The sequence below is a fragment of the Halorientalis sp. LT38 genome, from assembly GCF_037031225.1.
Taxonomy (GTDB): domain Archaea; phylum Halobacteriota; class Halobacteria; order Halobacteriales; family Haloarculaceae; genus Halorientalis; species Halorientalis halophila.
In genome coordinates, this window is record NZ_JAYEZN010000001.1 from 1,902,179 (window position 1) to 1,918,047 (window position 15,869).

A 15,869-nucleotide genomic window follows, 5' to 3' on the forward strand; every position below is an offset into this window, starting at 1 on the left:
GCCGGGCGGTTTCGTCTCTCGTTTCTCGTGTCTCCTATTTTGAATTTACGGTCAGAAAGGCCAGTGGAAAGAAAGGAGAAGATTGACTTCACGGGAGCGAAAGTCTCAGTGCAGTCGCGATGTCCGCCGATCTACCTGTCGATTCGAGTGACGATCCACGGTTGCACACAGATCACGTCCGTCGCCTCCCGGGCGAGGCGGCCGGCGACGTCACGCTCGCCGGCGTCGTCCACGACCACCCCGCGAGCCGATACCGCGTCGGCGAACTCGTCGCCGCGGTCGAGCCCGACGTACTCGCCGTCGAGGTCGCCCCGCTCGCGCTCCCCCTGTTCGAGGGGTACGCCACCGACGACCGGTCACCGCCGGCCTTCGGCGGCGAGGTCAGCGCCGCCATCGCCGCCGCCGAGGACGCCCGCGTCGTCGGTATCGACGGCGTCGACGGGACCTTCCTCCGGACGCTCGCTCGCAAAATCGAAGCCGAACGGCCCGCGCCGTCGACGCTCGCGACCGTTGCCTCGAGCGTGGCCAGCGTCCTCCGCCGCGCCGCGATCTGTCGACTCGGCGCGACCGTCGCCTCGACGACCGGCTTCCGTCTCGAGGTCGACGACCCCGTCGTCCACGAGACGACGCTCTCGGATCCGCCGGCGACCCAGGCCGACGACGAACGGTCACAGCTCTCGCGGAGCCTGACGCTGCTGCGGTGTGCCGACCCGCCCGAGCCGATCCGCCTGCGCGACGACGTGCGGGACGAGTGCATGGCCAGCCGCCTCGACGACCTGCGGACCGAGGGCGACGTCGTCGCCGTGGTGGGTCGCGGTCACCTCGACCCGCTGGCCGAACGCCTCGCGGAGTGAAGGGGCGCGCCCGACGCGGCGGCGGTATCAAAACTACCATGCCCTCCCGCCCGAACGGTACTCTCAACGGAAGTGGATTCGGTGCCCAAGAAACAGGAATACAGAGACGACTACCCGAACAAGACGCTGTACATCCCCGGGCCGACTGAGGTCCGCGAGGACGTCATCGAGGAGATGGCCCAGCCGATGTTCGGTCACCGCATGGACCGCATGACCGACCTCTACACGACCATCGTCGAGGACACCAAGGAGTTCCTCGGCACCGACAACGATGTCATCATTCTCACGGGGTCGGGGACCGAGTTCTGGGAGGCGTCGACGCTCAATCTCGTCGACGAGAACATCCTCGTCCCGACCTGTGGCAGCTTCAGCGAGCGCCACGCCAACGTGGCCGAGCGACTGGGCAAGGACGTCGACCGACTCGAGTACGACTGGGGGCAGGCCATCAAGCCTGAAGACATCCGCGCGGAACTCGAATCCAGCGACAAACACTACGACGTGGTCGCGACGGTGATGAACGAGTCCTCCACTGGCATCCGCAACCCCATCGAGGAGATCGGCGACGTCGTCGCCGAGTACCCGGACACGTACTTCGTCGTCGACGCCGTCTCCGCACTCGGCGGCGACTACGTCGACATCGACGAGCACGACATCGACGTCATCTTCACGTCCACCCAGAAGGCGTTCGCCATGCCGCCCGGCCTCGCCGTCTGTGTCGTCAGCGACGACGCCTACGACCGCGAACTCGACAAGGATTCGGCGTCGTGGTACGGCGGCTTCCAGCGCTGTCTCGACTACTACGACCGGAAGGGCCAGACCCACTCCACGCCCGCGATCCCGATCATGCTGGCCTACCGCAAGCAGATGAAGCACATGCTCGAGGAGACCCACCGGCAACGGGACGAGCGCCACCGCGAGATGGCCGAGTACACCCGCGAGTGGGCCCGCGAGCACTTCGAGATGTTCCCCGAGGACGGCTACGAGTCCCAGACCGTCGCCTGCATCGAGAACACGCAGGGCATCGACGTCGCCGAGACCATCGAGACCGTCTCCGAGGAGTACGACATGGTCTTCTCGAACGGCTACGGCTCCCAGCTCGGCGAGACGACCTTCCGCATCGGCCACATGGGCGAACACGACGTCGAGAGCATCAAAGAGCTCACCGACGCCATCGAAGACGTGGCCGGGCTCTGAGGAAAGAGTAGCCCGACCGGGGACCACTGGACTCTATACGCACCCGATACAGGGGCCGATATGGACGCGGACGCACCGGCCGAGAACCCCTACGTCACAGATCCAGACACCGACTTCGCGCCGGTCGAGGACCTCGACGCCGAGGCGGCCCGGGACCAGGCCGCCCAGCTACGCGAGGCCATCCGGTACCACGACCACCGCTACTACGTCGAGAACGACCCGGTGATCGGCGACCGTACCTACGACGCCCTGTTTTCGCGGCTGGTCGATCTGGAGGAGGCGTTCGATCTCGACAGCGAGGACAGCCCGACCCGGCGGGTCGGCGGCGAACCGGTCGACGAACTCGACACCGTCGAACACGTCGCGCCCATGCTGTCGATCGACCAGAGCGGGGACCGCGAGGACGTGGAAGGGTTCGACGACCGAGTTCGGGACGGCCTCGCCGACGCCGACTGGGACGGTGAGATCGAGTACGTCTGCGAGCCGAAGTTCGACGGGCTGTCGGTCGAGGTGGTCTACGAGGACGGGCGGTTCCAGCGGGCGGCCACCCGCGGCGACGGCGTGGAAGGCGACGACGTGACCGAGAACGTGCGGACGATCCCGAGCGTCCCCCAGCGCCTCCGCGGTGACTACCCCGAGTTCCTCGCGGTCAGGGGCGAGGTGTTCATGCCCAAGGCGGCCTTCCGCGAGTACAACCGCGAACGGGTCGAGCGCGGCGAGGACGCCTTCGCCAACCCGCGCAACGCCGCCGCGGGCACCCTCCGGCAGCTCGACCCCTCGATCACCGCCGAGCGCCCGCTGGCGGTCTACTTCTTCGACGTGCTGGAGACGAGCGACGCGCCCGATTCGCACTGGACGCAGCTCTCGCGCTTTCGCGACTGGGGGCTCCGCGTCGCCGAGGAGAGCGAGCGCGTCGGCGACATCGAGGCCGCGATCGACTACCGTGACCGCCTGCTCGAGGCGCGCGACGACCTGCCCTACGAGATCGACGGCGTCGTGATCAAGGTCGACGACGGGGACGCGCGCGAGGCGCTGGGCGCCACCAGCCGCCACCCGCGCTGGGCCTTCGCGTACAAGTTCCCCGCCCGGAAGGAAGTGACCCGCGTCACCGATATCGTCGTGCAGGTGGGCCGGACCGGTCGGCTGACGCCCGTGGCCCTGCTGGAACCCGTCGAGGTCTCGGGCGTCACCGTCTCGCGGGCCAGCCTCCACAACCCCGACGAGATCCAGCGGCTCGGCGTGGGCGTCGGCGACACCGTCCGGATCAAGCGTGCCGGCGACGTGATCCCCGACGTCGAGGAAGTCGTCGAGGACCGCACCGAGAGCCACTTCGAGTTCCCCGAGCACTGCCCGGTCTGCGACTCGGCGGTCGAACGCGACGGGCCGATGGCCTTCTGTACCGGCGGGCTGGCCTGTCCCGCCCAGCTCGAACGCGCCATCGAACACTACGCCAGCCGGACGGGCCTGGACGTCGAGGGGCTGGGCCCCGAACGCATCGAACAGCTCATGGACGCCGGACTGATCGAGGAACTGCCCGACCTCTACGCGCTGGATCCGGAGGCACTGGCCGACCTGGAGGGCTGGGGCGAGCGCAGCGCCGAGAAGCTCGTGACCGAACTCGACGACGCCCGTGAACCGCCGCTACCCGATTTCCTCGCGGCCATCGGCGTCCCCGAGGTCGGTCCGAGCACGGCCAAATCGCTGGCCCGGGAGTTCGGCGACCTCGATTCGGTGCTGGCCGCCGACGCCGAGCAGCTACAGGCCGTCGACGACGTGGGCCCGACCGTCGCTCGCGAGATCCGCGAGTTCTTCGACTCCGAGCGCAACCGCGCGGTCATCGAGCGGTTGCGCGAGCGGGGCGTCGAACCCCAGGCCGTCGAGATCGAACAGGGGGACGCGCTCGACGGGGAGACGTTCGTCTTCACCGGCTCGCTCGACGAGTTCACCCGCTCGGACGCCCAGGACCTCGTGGAAGCCCACGGCGGGTCCGCGACCAGTAGCGTCTCCGGCAACACCGACTATCTCGTGGTGGGCGAGAACCCGGGCGCGAGCAAGCGCGAGGATGCAGACGAAAACGACGTGCCCCGGATCGACGAGGAGGAGTTCCTGAAACTGCTCGACGAGCGCGGTGTCCGGTAACCCAAGTGACTTTTTCGGCGGTCGCGTTCCGGGGGTATGTCCTCCCGATTCGACGTTCCGGGGAACGTCTCCAGACGCGACCTCCTCGCGGCAGGCGCGGGCGGTCTGGTGACCCTCGGCGTGACCAGCGCCTTCGGCGCGAGAGGTGCCCTCGGTCGACCGGCGGTGCGGCTGACCGGCGGCCACGCGTACGTCCATCCGGCGGCCGACAGGGCCATCGAGAACGGGCTCCAGCCCGACGGCGACGACGACGCGTACGTCACAGTGGTCGCCGACGAGGCGCCAGCCGTCGCCGGACCTGATCTCGACCCGAACGTCCGAGAGCGGCTCGAAACCGCCGAGACCGACGAGGAAGGCGGCGTGTTCCACGCGGTCATCCAGACGCGTTCGACCCCCGAATCGGCGTACTACCTCACTCCCGCGGGCCTCGGCGACCCGTACTGGCGCGGACGGGACACGCTGGTGTTTCCGGTCGCCGTCGAGTCGTGGGGCTCACTCGACGACATCGACGACGGGGCCGAAGGGGAGCGACTCCGGTCGGCCGACGAACTGGTGACCACGTCAATCTGGAGCGTGACCCCCTCGCTGCGAACCTTGCCGAGTACCGTCGATCTGGCACAGGTCCACCGGGAGCGCGTCGAGTGACCGCTCGCGGCCCGCGCCGGACGACCGAAACGGGCCGTGTACTGGGATGCCCCGGATCACTGCTGGCTTTATGCCGTTTGCGTCCGTATTTGAGGCATGGTCCTCCAGAACGGCGGGTTCGAGGGGCTGATCGCGCTCGGGATGGTCTTCGTCGTGTTCGGGCTCGGACTGGCGCTCGTGCTCGGCATCGCGTACATGGACCACCGCAAGGAGATGCGCCTGATCGAAGAAGGCGCCTACGCGGAGGCGGCCGAAGACAGTCGCGCGTGGATCCTGGCGGTCGGGCTCCTGCTCGTTGCGATCGGACTTGGCAACGCCGTCGAGACGTACCTCGCCACCGGCGGCGTCGACGGGATCACGGCCGTCTTCGTCGGGGTCGCCGCGCTCGCCTACTACGCCATCAAGCGCCGACAGGGACTGTCCGGTGGGGAGACCGAGGGGGCCCAAGACGACGAGACGCGCGCCTGATCGGCTGCGGTCGCGGCTCCGATCAGACCTCGTCGTCGGGGTCGTGGCGCTCGGCCATCCGCTGGGCCTCGGTCGCGTACCGCTCGCGGTCCTCTGGGTCCACGGTTTCGAGGCGGTCGGGATCGACCTCGTCGGCGGCCGTGATCTTCGAATCGAACAGCATCCGCGTCGAGCGCTGCTGGAAGACCGCCCGCTCGCCGTCGCGGGTGGCGTACACCAGCGTCACCATGTCCTCGTGTTCGTACTCGCGCTCGACGAGCCAGACTTCGACCGCGTCGGCCATCAGATCGCGTCCCCCGGGTCGTTGTTCGCCGCGACCCGGTCGGCCTCCGCGGCGTAGCGCTCCCGCAGGTCGGGGTCCTCGACCGACTCCAGCCGATCGGGGTCGGCCTCCTTGGCGGCGGTGACGTTATTCCCCCGGAGCATGTTCGAAGAGCGGTTGCTCTGCAGGTAGCGCTCGCCGTCGCGGGTGGCATAGACCAGCGTCAGCAGTCCCTTGTCGCTGTACTCGCGCTCGACGAGCCAGACCCGTTCGGTCGCCTCGGCCATGGGCGGCCTTCGACGGCTGGCGGTTTGTATCCACCCATCCGCGGCGACTCCGCGGCCGAGTCGCGCGCCAGATTCATGTGACCGCACCGCAAACCGGGGTCCGATGGCGCGCTGGGGCGAGCGGGCGAGCGAACGACTCCGGGACGGCGAACGCGTCGAGACGACCGTCCCCGTCGGCGACAGCGGCGTCGTCGTGACGAGCCAGCGCGTGTTCGCGTTCACGCCCGAGGGCGAGGGCCCGAACTTCCGGGCGGTCGAACGCCCCAACGTCGAGAACGTCAGTGCCGGGACGACCAGTACCCCGGACTGGCTCGGATACGTGGGCAAGGCCGGCCTGGCGGGCCTGGTCGGCGTCGCGCTCGGGCTGACGGTCGACTTCGAGGAGTTCGTCGACCTCGGGACGATCGACGCGCAGGGGGCCGGCCGGCTCGGGATGGGCGGGATGCTCGGCCTGCTACAGCGGCTCTCCGCGATGCTCGGGATGGTCGACCAGGTGCTGCTCGTCGGCGGCCTGTTGAGTCTGGCGCTGGCCCTCGGCGCGCTCGGGATGTACGTCGAGAGCCGGACGAAGACGCTCCAGGTCGCCGTCGCCGGCGATGCGGACCTCCACGTCCCGGCGACGGACCGCAAAGACGCCGTGGCGCAGTTGCGCCGGGCGCTCGTCGGTGACGCGGACGTCGATCCGGCCATCGACGCGGCGACCTCGACCGACGCGGCCCGGACCCCGGACGACCCAGGACCGGCGCCGGAGGCGGGGCCCGCAATTACGGACGTGACCGACGAGTCGGCCGACCGCGGGACCCTCGGGACGGTCCTCGACTCCCTGCGAGTCGACGACGACTCGGGTGGTGACGAGGCCGCGTCGGAGCCCCCGGACGAGCAGCCGTAACCGACATACGCCGCGGGTACGTACAGCGGGCGAGATGGACCCGAGCGAGGTCCGCGAGCGCGCGAGCGACCTGCCCGCCGAGCCGGGCTGTTACCAGTTCCTCTCGGCGTCGGGGGCCGTGCTGTACGTCGGAAAGGCCGTCGACCTGCGGGCCCGGGTGCGCTCCTACGCTGACCCGCGCGGCGAGCGCATCCGCCGGATGGTCGAGCGGTCGGCCGACGTCGAGGTGGCCGTCACCGACACCGAGACGCAGGCCCTGTTGCTGGAAGCGAACCTCATCAAGCGCCACCAGCCCCGCTACAACGTTCGGCTGAAGGACGACAAGTCCTACCCGCTGGTGCAGTTGACCGCCCACGAGGTCCCCCGGATCGAGATCACGCGCGACCCCGACGACGACGCGACGGTGTACGGCCCCTTCACCGACAAGGGCCGCGTCGAGACGGTCGTGAAGGCCCTGCGGGAGACCTACGGCCTCCGGGGCTGTTCGGACCACAAGTACAGCGGCCGGGATCGCCCCTGTCTGGACTACGAGGTCGGCATCTGCACCGCCCCCTGCACCGGCGAGATAAGCGTGGACGACTACGCCGCCGACGTCGCGAGCGTCCGCCGGTTCTTCGAGGGGGAGACGGGCGTGCTGGCCGATCCCCTCAGTACCGAGATGGACCGGGCCGCCGGGAACGCGGAGTTCGAGCGCGCCGCCAATCTCCGGGACCGACTGCGGGCCGTCGAGGCGTTCCACGGCGAGGGCGGCGAGGCGGTCAGCACCGGCGATGCTGGCGGCGAGCGGGCGGTGGACGTGCTCGGCGCGAGCGTCGAGGGCGAGACCGCCACCGTCGCGCGCCTGCACGCCGCGGACGGGCAACTCGTCGAGCGCGAGCGCCACACGCTGAAGGCCCCGGAGGGCGAGGGGTCTGACACCCGCATCGGCGCCGTGCTCGCCGCCTTCGTCTCGCAGTACTACGCCGAGCGCGACCTGCCGGACGCCATCCTCTGCTCCGAACGGCCCGAGGACGACGAACTGGCCGACTGGCTCGCCGCCGAGGGCGTCGACGTCCGGGTACCCGGCGCGGGCCGGGAGGCCAAACTCGTGGACCTGGCGCTGAAGAACGCCCGCCGGGGCGTCGGCGCGCGCGGCGACGAGGGTCGGGCACTCGCCACCGCGCTCGGCCTCGACGACCCCGTCCGCCGGATCGAGGGGTTCGACGTGAGCCACGCCCAGGGTCGTGCCGTCGTAGGCAGCAACGTCACCTTCGTCGACGGGAGCGCCGAGAAGAGCGACTACCGCCGGCGGAAGCTCGACGAGCGCAACGACGACTACGCGAACATGCGCGCGCTGGTGCGCTGGCGGGCCGAGCGCGCCATGGAGGGGCGCGACGACCGTCCGGACCCGGACCTGCTCCTGATCGACGGCGGCGACGGCCAGCTGGGCGCGGCGCAGGACGCGCTGGCGGAGACCGGCTGGGACGTGCCAGTCGTCGCCCTCGCGAAGGACCGGGAACTGATCGTGTCGCCCTCCGACACGCACGACTGGGACGACGACGCACCCCACCTCCACCTCTGTCAGCGAGTGCGCGACGAAGCCCACCGCTTCGCCGTCCAGTACCACCAGTCGCTCCGGGACGAAGTGTCGACGGCGCTGGACGACGTCCCGGGCGTCGGCCCCCAGACCCGGCGGCGGCTGCTGCGCCGGTTCGGGAGCGTCGAAACCGTTCGCGAGGCCGACCCCGACCAGCTCCGGCAGGTCGAGGGAGTCGGCGAGAAGACCGCCGAGACCATCGCCTCGCGGCTGTGAGCGAGGCCCAGTGGACGACCGCGACTCCGTGAGGGGAGCCGGACGGCTTCGGATCCGACGGACGCGTTTTTTCCGACCTGTCGCGCCGAAAATTTCAAGGAGCAGGACGTTTAGATACGAACGAACATGGGGGAGGGGATCGAACAGCGCGAGCGGTGCCGCCCGTGTGCCGCTCGGAGACGACACGGGACCGCGATCGGTCGACCGGATGGGGGGGCCGGCGATGGGTGAGCGCGACGGCGCCGACCGACGAGTCGCCAGCGGCCTCGCCGTCCTTGCAGCCGTCGCGGTGCTGGGCGCGGGCCTGGCAGTCGGCGGCGTGCTCCTCTCGGGACCGGGTGCCGCCGGGGCGGCCGCGCTGTCGGGCGACGCGGTCGACGACGATTCCGATCCAGTGGCGCCCGGCTGTCCGTCCGCCGACGCGCTCCGCCAGGAGGTCTACGACGAACTCGAGAACCGCTCCGTCGAGGACGTGCGGGCCGAGATCCCCGAGGAGGCCGTCGTGTGTCTCCCCGACGACGTGCGGGACGTGCTCGACTTCGAGTCGAACGAGAGTTCGGGCGACGGGGAAACCGAGACGGCGACCGACGAGACGACGACCGAAGACGGCGACGACTGTCCGCCGGCCGACGAGATCCGCTCGGAGGTCGAGGAGGCCCTGGCCTTTGCCCCGGCGTCGGCTGTCAGGGCGGAGATCCCCGACGAGTACGAGAACTGCCTCCCGGACGACGTGCGCGCGGATCTGAACATGGACGGGGCCTCGACGGACACGCCGACCGCGACGCCCACGGCCACGGACACCGCGACGGCGAGCGACGCGGCGGCGGAGACGGAGACGGCCGGCGGGATCGACTGCCCGCCGGCCGACCGGATCCGGGAGGAAGTCGACAGGGCGCTCGAACGCATGCCCGCCGCGCAGTTCCGGTCGATGGTGACCGAAGAACAGATCGAGTGCTTCCCGCCGGACGTCCGCGAGCGACTCGGGTTCGCGCAGGACGGGTCGACGAGCGAGTCCGAGAGCGAGTCGGCCGGCGCGGCGGGCGCTGACCGCGAGTCCAGATCTGGAGCCGACGCGGACTCGGACGCACAGGCCGCCGAACAGGGGGCCGACGAGCGCGACTCGGACGGCGACGGCGTCGTCGACTCGCGGGACTACGCGCCGCACAACGCGAGCGTCCAGTACGAGGACTCGGACGGCGACGGGGTGCCGGACAGGTACGACTACGCGCCCCGCGACCCGGACGTCCAGGAGAAAGGCGACGTGCAGGACGCCGCGGCGGGCGGTGACGACGACGACGGCCTCCCGGTCGCCGCCGGCTCGGCGCTGCTGCTCGTGCTCGCCGCCGGGGTCGGCGCGACCGTCTACCGACGCTACGGCGGCGGGTCGGGCGGCCCCGGCGGGGAGAACCTTCCCGCACCGGCGTCGGGGTCCCCGCCGGTATCCGGAACCGGGCAGGTGCCGGGCGCAGCCGCGGCGGGTGGCGACCCCCGGGGACCGGACTACGACGTGTTCGGCGAGAGCGCGTTCGACGCCCGCGAGGAGTTCACCTTCGACGCCCACGACGCCGACGACGGCTTCGTCTTCGACAACGAGCCCGCGACGGACGAGGACGTGATCACCCTCGAGAGCGACGACTCGCTCGGCGACGAGGCGGCCGACGCCGGCTTCGTCTTCGACGGCGGCGCGGGCACGGAACTGGAGGACGCCGGCGACTCGACCGGCGACTCGGCCGGCGAACCGGCCGACGACTGAGCGGGACTCGGCTCCCCGATCGGCCCGCCGACGGTTGAATCGTGACCCGCCGCCGAAGACCAGGGTCCGTCGTCCGTCTCGGCGGGACGACGGTCGGGCGATGGCGGAGGGACCGATGCGCCGGCTCAGTCGCCCTCGACGAGGAACAGCGCACCGAGTGCCACGGCCTGTCCGGTGAGCACGAGTTCGAGCGTCGGGCGGGGCGGCAGGGCGCCGAGCGTGACCAATGCCAGCAGCAGGACGGCCGCCACCGCGAGACCGCCGTGGTAGAGCCGCGACTTGGCCCACCCGTCGCCGCCCGACGCGAGATCGCCCGCGGCGAGCGAGAGGTACGGCTCCAGTTCCCACCCGCGACGGGTCAGCGAGACCGTCTTCACCTGTTCGTCGTACTCGAGGACGCCGACGGAGTCCATCTTCGGGAGGTGGGACTGATAGAGGCCGACGTAGACCCGTTTCCGCTCGTTCGACGTGATGTCCGAGACGGTCGTGTCCGCCTCCAGGGCGGCCACGTGTTCGGCTAACTCACCGAGAGTGACGTCGTCCCCTTCGTCACCGACGTCGTACAGGTACGCGAGGACGCGTCGTCGCCGACCGTTGCGGAGGACCTCGAAGGCGTCGTCGGCCGAAAGTCCCTCCGAGACAACGTCCGGCCCGCCCCGACCACCGCCAGCCTGCCTTTCGGCCAACAGTCCTGTCATGGCTTAGATGGAGTATGACACGGCGAGTCCCCTCTTAAGTCGCTCGTCGGTTTTCGGTGGGTTTTTGCACGATAGTACGCGGAAGCGAGTCGCTAACGACGCTGCCGATCGAACCGCTGCCGAAATCACGCGTGATAACTGGAGGAGCGGTCGGCGGATCGGGGACCGGTCCGGGCGGCAGCGGAGGGGCGGTGCGTCGGCGAGACGGGCACCCGACAGCTGTTGGCCGACGTCCATCGGTTCACTAACAATTAAGGAGTGACCAGCCGAAATCGACCCATGGCCGGCCAAGACCGGAAGAGCCTCGCCTACGAGCTCGGCCGCGCGAGCGCCCGCTCCGGGTCGGCGGGGTCGCCGCGGGGGCTCGCTGCGATGCTGTCGGGCTTTGCGCTCGTGCTCTTTTTCCTCGGCGTCGTCTCCGGCCTGGAACTGGTCGGCATCCTGTTCCTGGCCATCGTGATCGTCGCGGTCGACAGCGCGGTCGTCGTGGTCCAGGCCACGGAGAAACGCGTGCTGACGGTGCTGGGCAGCTACCGGAAGACGCTCGAACCGGGGCTCAACGTCGTGCCGCCGTTCGTCTCGCGGACCCACGCCTTCGACATGCGCACGCAGACGCTGGACGTGCCCCAGCAGGAGGCGATCACGCGGGACAACTCCCCGGTCACCGCCGACGCCGTCATCTACGTGAAGGTCATGGACGCGAAGAAGGCCTACCTCGAAGTCGAGGACTACACCAACGCCGTCTCCAACCTCGCCCAGACGACGTTGCGGGCCGTCCTGGGCGACATGGAACTGGACGAGACGCTCAGCAAGCGCGGCCAGATCAACGCCGCCATCCGCCGGGAACTGGACGCCCCGACCGACGAGTGGGGCGTCCGCGTCGAGTCCGTCGAGGTCCGGGAGGTCAAACCCTCCATCGACGTGCAGGACGCGATGGAACAGCAGACCGCCGCCGAGCGCCGCCGGCGCGCCATGATCCTCGAAGCCCAGGGGGAACGCCGCTCGGCCATCGAGCGCGCGCAGGGGGACAAACAGTCGAACGTCATCCGCGCGCAGGGCGAGAAACAGAGCCAGATCCTCGAAGCGCAGGGCGACGCGGTCTCCACAGTATTGCGAGCGCGGTCCGCGGAGTCGATGGGCGAACGCGCCGTCATCGACCGCGGGCTGGAGACCCTCGAGAACATCGGCCGGGGCGAGTCCACGACCTTCGTCCTGCCGCAGGAACTCTCCTCGCTGGTCGGCCGCTACGGGAAACACCTCACCGGCAGCGACGTCCGGGCGGACGGCCAGTCGCTGCAGAGCCTCGACTTCGACGACGAGACGCGCGAACTCCTCGGTCTGGACGACGTCGAGTCGACGCTCGAAACCCTCGATACGGACGTCGAGCGACCCCCCGAAGTGGCCGCTAACGGAGAGGACTGACCGAACGTCCACGGATCTCGTTTCTGGCCCACCGTCCGTTCGGGATCACAACTATTGAGCGGGCGGGCGACGATTCGCCAGCCAGGATGCCAGCGCTCTCGAGGCTCACCGTCTATCCCGTCAAGTCCCTCGACGGACTCGACCGCGACGCCGCGACCGTCGGCGCACGGGGCGCGCTCGACCGCGATCGCGAGTACGCCATGTTCGATGCCGACGGCGAGTACGTCAACGGGAAGGCCACCGCACGGGTCCACCGCCTCCGGTCGGCGTTCCACCCCGCGACTCACGAACTGACCCTGTGGCGCCACGGCGAGGCGGAGCGCCACGCCTTCCACCTGCGCGAGGAAGCCGGCCGGGCGGCCTGCGGCGAGTGGCTGACGGACTTCTTCGGCGAACCCGTCACCGTCGAGCGCGACGACGCGGGCGGCTATCCGGACGACCAGGAACTGCACGGGCCGACGGTCATCAGCACCGGGACCGTGCGGGAGGTGGCCGACTGGTTCGACCTGCCGCCCGAGAACGTCCGGCGGCGGCTACGGGCCTGCATCGAGATCGACAGTACCGAACCGTTCTGGGAGGATCGGCTGTTCGCCGACCACGGGGAGGTGGTCGAGTTCTCGATCGGCGACTGCACCCTCTACGGCGTCAACCCGTGCCAGCGCTGCGTCGTCCCGACGCGGGACCCCGACACGGGCGAGGCGATCGAGGACTTCCGCGAGCGGTTCGTCGAGAAGCGCGAGGCGACCCTGCCGGCGTGGACGCCCTCGGACCGGTTCGATCACCCCTATAGGCTCATGCTGAACACCGTCGTGCCGGAGGACTCGTGGCATACGGAGATCGCGGTCGGGGACGCCGTCGAGATCGAGGGCGTCCGGCCGGAACCCTAGAACTCCTCGGCGGGTTCGGGGACGACGCCCTCCTCTGCCTCGGCCTGGAGCTCGTACTCCTGGCGGAGTTCGCGGATGCGGTCACGGATGTCGGCGGCCAGTTCGAACTCCAGGTTGTCGGCGGCCGCTTCCATCCGATCCTGTAGCTCGTCGATCAACTGCTCAGCCTCGCTTTCGTCGTCGGGGTCCATGCCCGAGACGCCGCCGGTGTCGGTCTTCGAGCCGGGCAGGTTCGTCTCGCCGACGGGCTTGTCGATGGTCGTCGGCTCCAGCCCGTGTTCCTCGTTGAACTCGGTCTGGATCTCGCGGCGGCGGTTGGTCTCCTCGATGGCCGACTCCATGGCCGAACTCACCTGGTCGGCGTAGAGGACGACCTCGCCGTTGACGTTTCGCGCCGCGCGGCCCATCGTCTGGACGAGCGTCGTCTCGCTCCGCAGGAACCCCTCCTGGTCTGCGTCGAGGATCGCGACCAGGGACACCTCGGGGATGTCGAGGCCCTCCCGGAGGAGGTTGATGCCGACGAGCACGTCGATCTCGCCCAGCCTGAGCGAGCGGATCAGTTCGTGGCGTTCGAGGGTGTCGGTCTCGTCGTGCATGTAGGCCACGTCGACGCCGGCCTCCTCCAGGTACTCGGTGAGATCCTCGGCCATCCGCTTGGTGAGGGTCGTGACCAGCGTGCGCTCGTCGCGCTCGACGCGGTCGTCGATCCGGTCCATGAGGTCGTCGACCTGCCCGGTGGCGTCGGCCACCTCGACGGCGGGGTCGACGAGGTGGGTCGGACGAACGATCTGTTCGACGATCTGGTCTGAGACCTCGCGCTCGTAGTCGGCGGGCGTCGCGCTCACGAACAGCGTCCGGTCGGTCTTCTCGGTGAACTCCTCGAAGGTCAGCGGCCGGTTGTCGAAGGCCGTCGGCAGTCGGAACCCGTTCTCGACGAGGCTCTCCTTCCGGCTCTTGTCGCCGGCGAACTGCCCGCGGATCTGCGGGATCGTCTGGTGGGACTCGTCGATGACGGTGAGGAAGTCCTCGCCGAAGTAATCTAGCAGGGTGTAGGGCGCCTCCCCCGAATCCCGGTCCGAGAGGTGGACCGAGTAGTTCTCGATGCCCGAGCAGTAGCCCGTCTCCCGCAGCATCTCCAGGTCGAAGGTGGTCCGCTCCTCGATGCGCTGGGCGGCGACGGCATCACCGTTGCGCTCGAAGAACCGGACGCGCTGTTCCATCAGCTCCTCGATCTCCTCGATTGCCCGATCGAGCCGTTCCTCGGGGATCGAGTAGTGCTCCGCGGGGTGGAGCAGGACGGCTGGTTCCCGGCTCTTGACCTCGCCTTCGAGGGGATCGATCTTCACGAGCCGGTCGATCTCGTCGCCCCAGAACTCGACGCGGACGGCGTAGCGGCCGTACATCGGGTAGATCTCCAGGGTGTCCCCGCGAACGCGGAACGTGCCTTGCGTGAAGTCCACGTCGTTGCGCTCGTAGTTCAGGTCGACCAGCCGGCCCAGGACGTCGTCGCGGTCGACTTCCTGGCCCTGTTCGAGCCGGAGACTCATATCGACGTAGTTGCGCGGGTCACCGAGGCCGTAGATGGCCGAGACGGAGGCGACGACGATGACGTCGTCCCGGGTCAGGAGGGATCGCGTCGCGGAGTGTCGCAGCCGGTCGATCTCGTCGTTGATCGAGGCGTCCTTGTCGATGAAGGTGTCCGTCTGCTCGACGTAGGCCTCGGGCTGGTAGTAGTCGTAGTAGGAGACGAAGTACTCGACGGCGTTGTCGGGGAACAGCTCGCGGAACTCCTCGTACAGTTGCGCCGCCAGCGTCTTGTTGTGGGCGATGACCAGCGTCGGCTGCTGGATCTCCTCGATCACCCAGGAGACCGTGTTGGTCTTGCCCGATCCCGTCACGCCCAGCAGGGTCTGGCGATCCATCCCCTGGCGGTAGCCCTCGGCGAGTTGCTCGATGGCCTCGGGCTGGTCGCCCGCGGGATCGAAGGGCGCGTCCACGCGGAAGGGTCGATCCACGTCCGGACGGTCGGGCGAGAGGGGGCTGCCGGAGGTGTCGCTCATTGGCCAGAGTCAGGGGCCGGAGGAACTTCAGACGCTCGCCTCGCCGGTCGGTAGCGGTTTACTGCCGAGCGAATATTCGCCACCTTGGTTAGACGATTCGCGTTTCAGTTAACTTGCTGTGCCCCCGAGGTGCTGGCGGTCCTCCGATCCTGACTCTCCCGGCGAGCGACCCGTCGGGCCTCCCCGCCCGAAACCTAACTGACTGGCCGTCGAAGCGCGAATCATGCAGGTGTACTGCACCGACGGCACGGTCTTTCGCTGCCGGAGCTTCGAGGTCGCCGAGTACGGCGTGCACCTCTACGGCACGCCGCCCGACGCGGACGAGGAGCGCTACGCCGGCGACCCCGAACAGGTCGGCTTCGTTCCCCACGACCGGCTGTGGTACGTCCTCCCCGAGGGCGTGATATCGGCGGCGATCCAGCCGGCACAGCCACAGCCTGCCGCCGCGCCGGAGACGCAGCCACAGCGCCCGCAGCCGCCGACCGCCCGGAACCGGTGAATCAGGGGCGGAAACGGAGC

At 69.4% G+C, this 15,869-nt stretch carries 15 protein-coding genes; 11 read left to right on the forward strand and 4 right to left on the reverse strand.

Translation table 11 applies throughout. The features are described 5' to 3' along the window. The first annotated feature begins 161 nt into the window (after nt 1–161). The 5 genes from U5918_RS09675 to U5918_RS09695 all read left to right on the forward strand — a co-directional run bounded on the left by U5918_RS09675 (nt 162) and on the right by U5918_RS09695 (nt 5,300). The gene (locus tag U5918_RS09675; protein WP_336001145.1) at nt 162–854 is read left to right on the forward strand and encodes a hypothetical protein; all 693 of its coding nucleotides are present in this window, start codon (nt 162–164) and stop codon (nt 852–854) included. A gap of 81 nt (nt 855–935) precedes the next feature. Continuing rightward, a complete protein-coding gene (locus tag U5918_RS09680) occupies nt 936–2,048 on the forward strand; it encodes a pyridoxal-phosphate-dependent aminotransferase family protein (RefSeq protein ID WP_336001146.1) in 1,113 nt (370 codons plus the stop codon). A 60-nt stretch (nt 2,049–2,108) separates the two neighbouring features. Further along, the gene (ligA, locus tag U5918_RS09685) at nt 2,109–4,187 is read left to right on the forward strand and encodes an NAD-dependent DNA ligase LigA (RefSeq protein WP_336001147.1); all 2,079 of its coding nucleotides are present in this window, start codon (nt 2,109–2,111) and stop codon (nt 4,185–4,187) included. 36 nt (nt 4,188–4,223) lie between these two features. Further along, on the forward strand, nt 4,224–4,832 hold the full coding sequence (locus tag U5918_RS09690; protein WP_336001148.1) for a hypothetical protein: 609 nt from the start codon (nt 4,224–4,226) through the stop codon (nt 4,830–4,832). Between the two features lie 96 nt (nt 4,833–4,928). Continuing rightward, nucleotides 4,929–5,300 carry a hypothetical protein gene (locus U5918_RS09695; RefSeq protein WP_336001149.1) on the forward strand — a complete coding sequence of 124 codons (372 nt, stop codon included), beginning with the start codon at nt 4,929–4,931 and terminating at the stop codon, nt 5,298–5,300. Between the two features lie 22 nt (nt 5,301–5,322). Here U5918_RS09695 and U5918_RS09700 read toward each other — a convergent pair whose 3' ends face one another. Beyond that, nucleotides 5,323–5,583 (reverse strand): DUF7967 family protein, encoded by a 261-nt coding sequence (locus tag U5918_RS09700; protein WP_336001150.1) that lies wholly within the window; start codon nt 5,581–5,583, stop codon nt 5,323–5,325. Beyond that, nucleotides 5,583–5,849 (reverse strand): DUF7967 family protein, encoded by a 267-nt coding sequence (locus U5918_RS09705; protein WP_336001151.1) that lies wholly within the window; start codon nt 5,847–5,849, stop codon nt 5,583–5,585. Before U5918_RS09705 ends, U5918_RS09700 begins: the two co-directional genes overlap by 1 nt. 103 nt (nt 5,850–5,952) lie before the next feature. Here U5918_RS09705 and U5918_RS09710 point away from each other — a divergent pair, with 103 nt between their 5' ends. From U5918_RS09710 to U5918_RS09720, 3 genes are all read left to right on the forward strand, one after another. After that, nucleotides 5,953–6,738, forward strand: coding sequence for a hypothetical protein (locus U5918_RS09710; protein ID WP_336001152.1), 786 nt, complete (start codon nt 5,953–5,955; stop codon nt 6,736–6,738). Between the two features lie 34 nt (nt 6,739–6,772). Next, complete coding sequence (locus tag U5918_RS09715; protein ID WP_336001153.1) at nt 6,773–8,530, forward strand: excinuclease ABC subunit C; 1,758 nt, start codon at nt 6,773–6,775, stop codon at nt 8,528–8,530. A 223-nt stretch (nt 8,531–8,753) separates the two neighbouring features. Further along, the gene (locus tag U5918_RS09720; protein WP_336001154.1) at nt 8,754–10,283 is read left to right on the forward strand and encodes a hypothetical protein; all 1,530 of its coding nucleotides are present in this window, start codon (nt 8,754–8,756) and stop codon (nt 10,281–10,283) included. A gap of 125 nt (nt 10,284–10,408) precedes the next feature. Here the strand turns inward: U5918_RS09720 and U5918_RS09725 are convergent, their stop codons facing one another. Beyond that, on the reverse strand, nt 10,409–10,981 hold the full coding sequence (locus U5918_RS09725) for a DUF7344 domain-containing protein (protein ID WP_336001155.1): 573 nt from the start codon (nt 10,979–10,981) through the stop codon (nt 10,409–10,411). Between the two features lie 372 nt (nt 10,982–11,353). Here U5918_RS09725 and U5918_RS09730 point away from each other — a divergent pair, with 372 nt between their 5' ends. Continuing rightward, nucleotides 11,354–12,403: an SPFH domain-containing protein gene (locus tag U5918_RS09730; RefSeq protein WP_336003314.1), complete on the forward strand. Its 1,050-nt coding sequence runs from the start codon at nt 11,354–11,356 to the stop codon at nt 12,401–12,403. 86 nt (nt 12,404–12,489) lie between these two features. Continuing rightward, entirely contained in the window at nt 12,490–13,290 is an 801-nt protein-coding gene (locus U5918_RS09735) for an MOSC domain-containing protein (RefSeq protein WP_336001156.1), read from the forward strand. On the opposite strand, the gene uvrB is transcribed toward U5918_RS09735, so the two are convergent. Then, the gene (gene uvrB, locus U5918_RS09740; protein WP_336001157.1) at nt 13,287–15,350 is read right to left on the reverse strand and encodes an excinuclease ABC subunit UvrB; all 2,064 of its coding nucleotides are present in this window, start codon (nt 15,348–15,350) and stop codon (nt 13,287–13,289) included. The two genes, U5918_RS09735 and uvrB, sit on opposite strands and share 4 nt — an antisense overlap. A gap of 223 nt (nt 15,351–15,573) precedes the next feature. On the opposite strand from uvrB, the gene U5918_RS09745 reads away from it, so the two are divergent. Continuing rightward, entirely contained in the window at nt 15,574–15,849 is a 276-nt protein-coding gene (locus U5918_RS09745) for a hypothetical protein (RefSeq protein WP_336001158.1), read from the forward strand. Nucleotides 15,850–15,869 lie beyond the last annotated feature (20 nt).

What these genes read in the sequence shown, in the direction of transcription:
- ligA (WP_336001147.1), top strand. Translation starts at nt 2,109, where the DNA reads ATGGACGCGGACGCACCGGCCGAGAACCCCTACGTCACAGATCCAGAC.
- U5918_RS09690 (WP_336001148.1), top strand. Translation starts at nt 4,224, where the DNA reads ATGTCCTCCCGATTCGACGTTCCGGGGAACGTCTCCAGACGCGACCTC.
- U5918_RS09695 (WP_336001149.1), top strand. Translation starts at nt 4,929, where the DNA reads ATGGTCCTCCAGAACGGCGGGTTCGAGGGGCTGATCGCGCTCGGGATG.
- U5918_RS09700 (WP_336001150.1), bottom strand. Translation starts at nt 5,583, where the DNA reads ATGGCCGACGCGGTCGAAGTCTGGCTCGTCGAGCGCGAGTACGAACAC.
- U5918_RS09705 (WP_336001151.1), bottom strand. Translation starts at nt 5,849, where the DNA reads ATGGCCGAGGCGACCGAACGGGTCTGGCTCGTCGAGCGCGAGTACAGC.
- U5918_RS09710 (WP_336001152.1), top strand. Translation starts at nt 5,953, where the DNA reads ATGGCGCGCTGGGGCGAGCGGGCGAGCGAACGACTCCGGGACGGCGAA.
- U5918_RS09715 (WP_336001153.1), top strand. Translation starts at nt 6,773, where the DNA reads ATGGACCCGAGCGAGGTCCGCGAGCGCGCGAGCGACCTGCCCGCCGAG.
- U5918_RS09720 (WP_336001154.1), top strand. Translation starts at nt 8,754, where the DNA reads ATGGGTGAGCGCGACGGCGCCGACCGACGAGTCGCCAGCGGCCTCGCC.
- U5918_RS09725 (WP_336001155.1), bottom strand. Translation starts at nt 10,981, where the DNA reads ATGACAGGACTGTTGGCCGAAAGGCAGGCTGGCGGTGGTCGGGGCGGG.
- U5918_RS09730 (WP_336003314.1), top strand. Translation starts at nt 11,354, where the DNA reads ATGCTGTCGGGCTTTGCGCTCGTGCTCTTTTTCCTCGGCGTCGTCTCC.
- U5918_RS09735 (WP_336001156.1), top strand. Translation starts at nt 12,490, where the DNA reads ATGCCAGCGCTCTCGAGGCTCACCGTCTATCCCGTCAAGTCCCTCGAC.
- uvrB (WP_336001157.1), bottom strand. Translation starts at nt 15,350, where the DNA reads ATGAGCGACACCTCCGGCAGCCCCCTCTCGCCCGACCGTCCGGACGTG.
- U5918_RS09745 (WP_336001158.1), top strand. Translation starts at nt 15,574, where the DNA reads ATGCAGGTGTACTGCACCGACGGCACGGTCTTTCGCTGCCGGAGCTTC.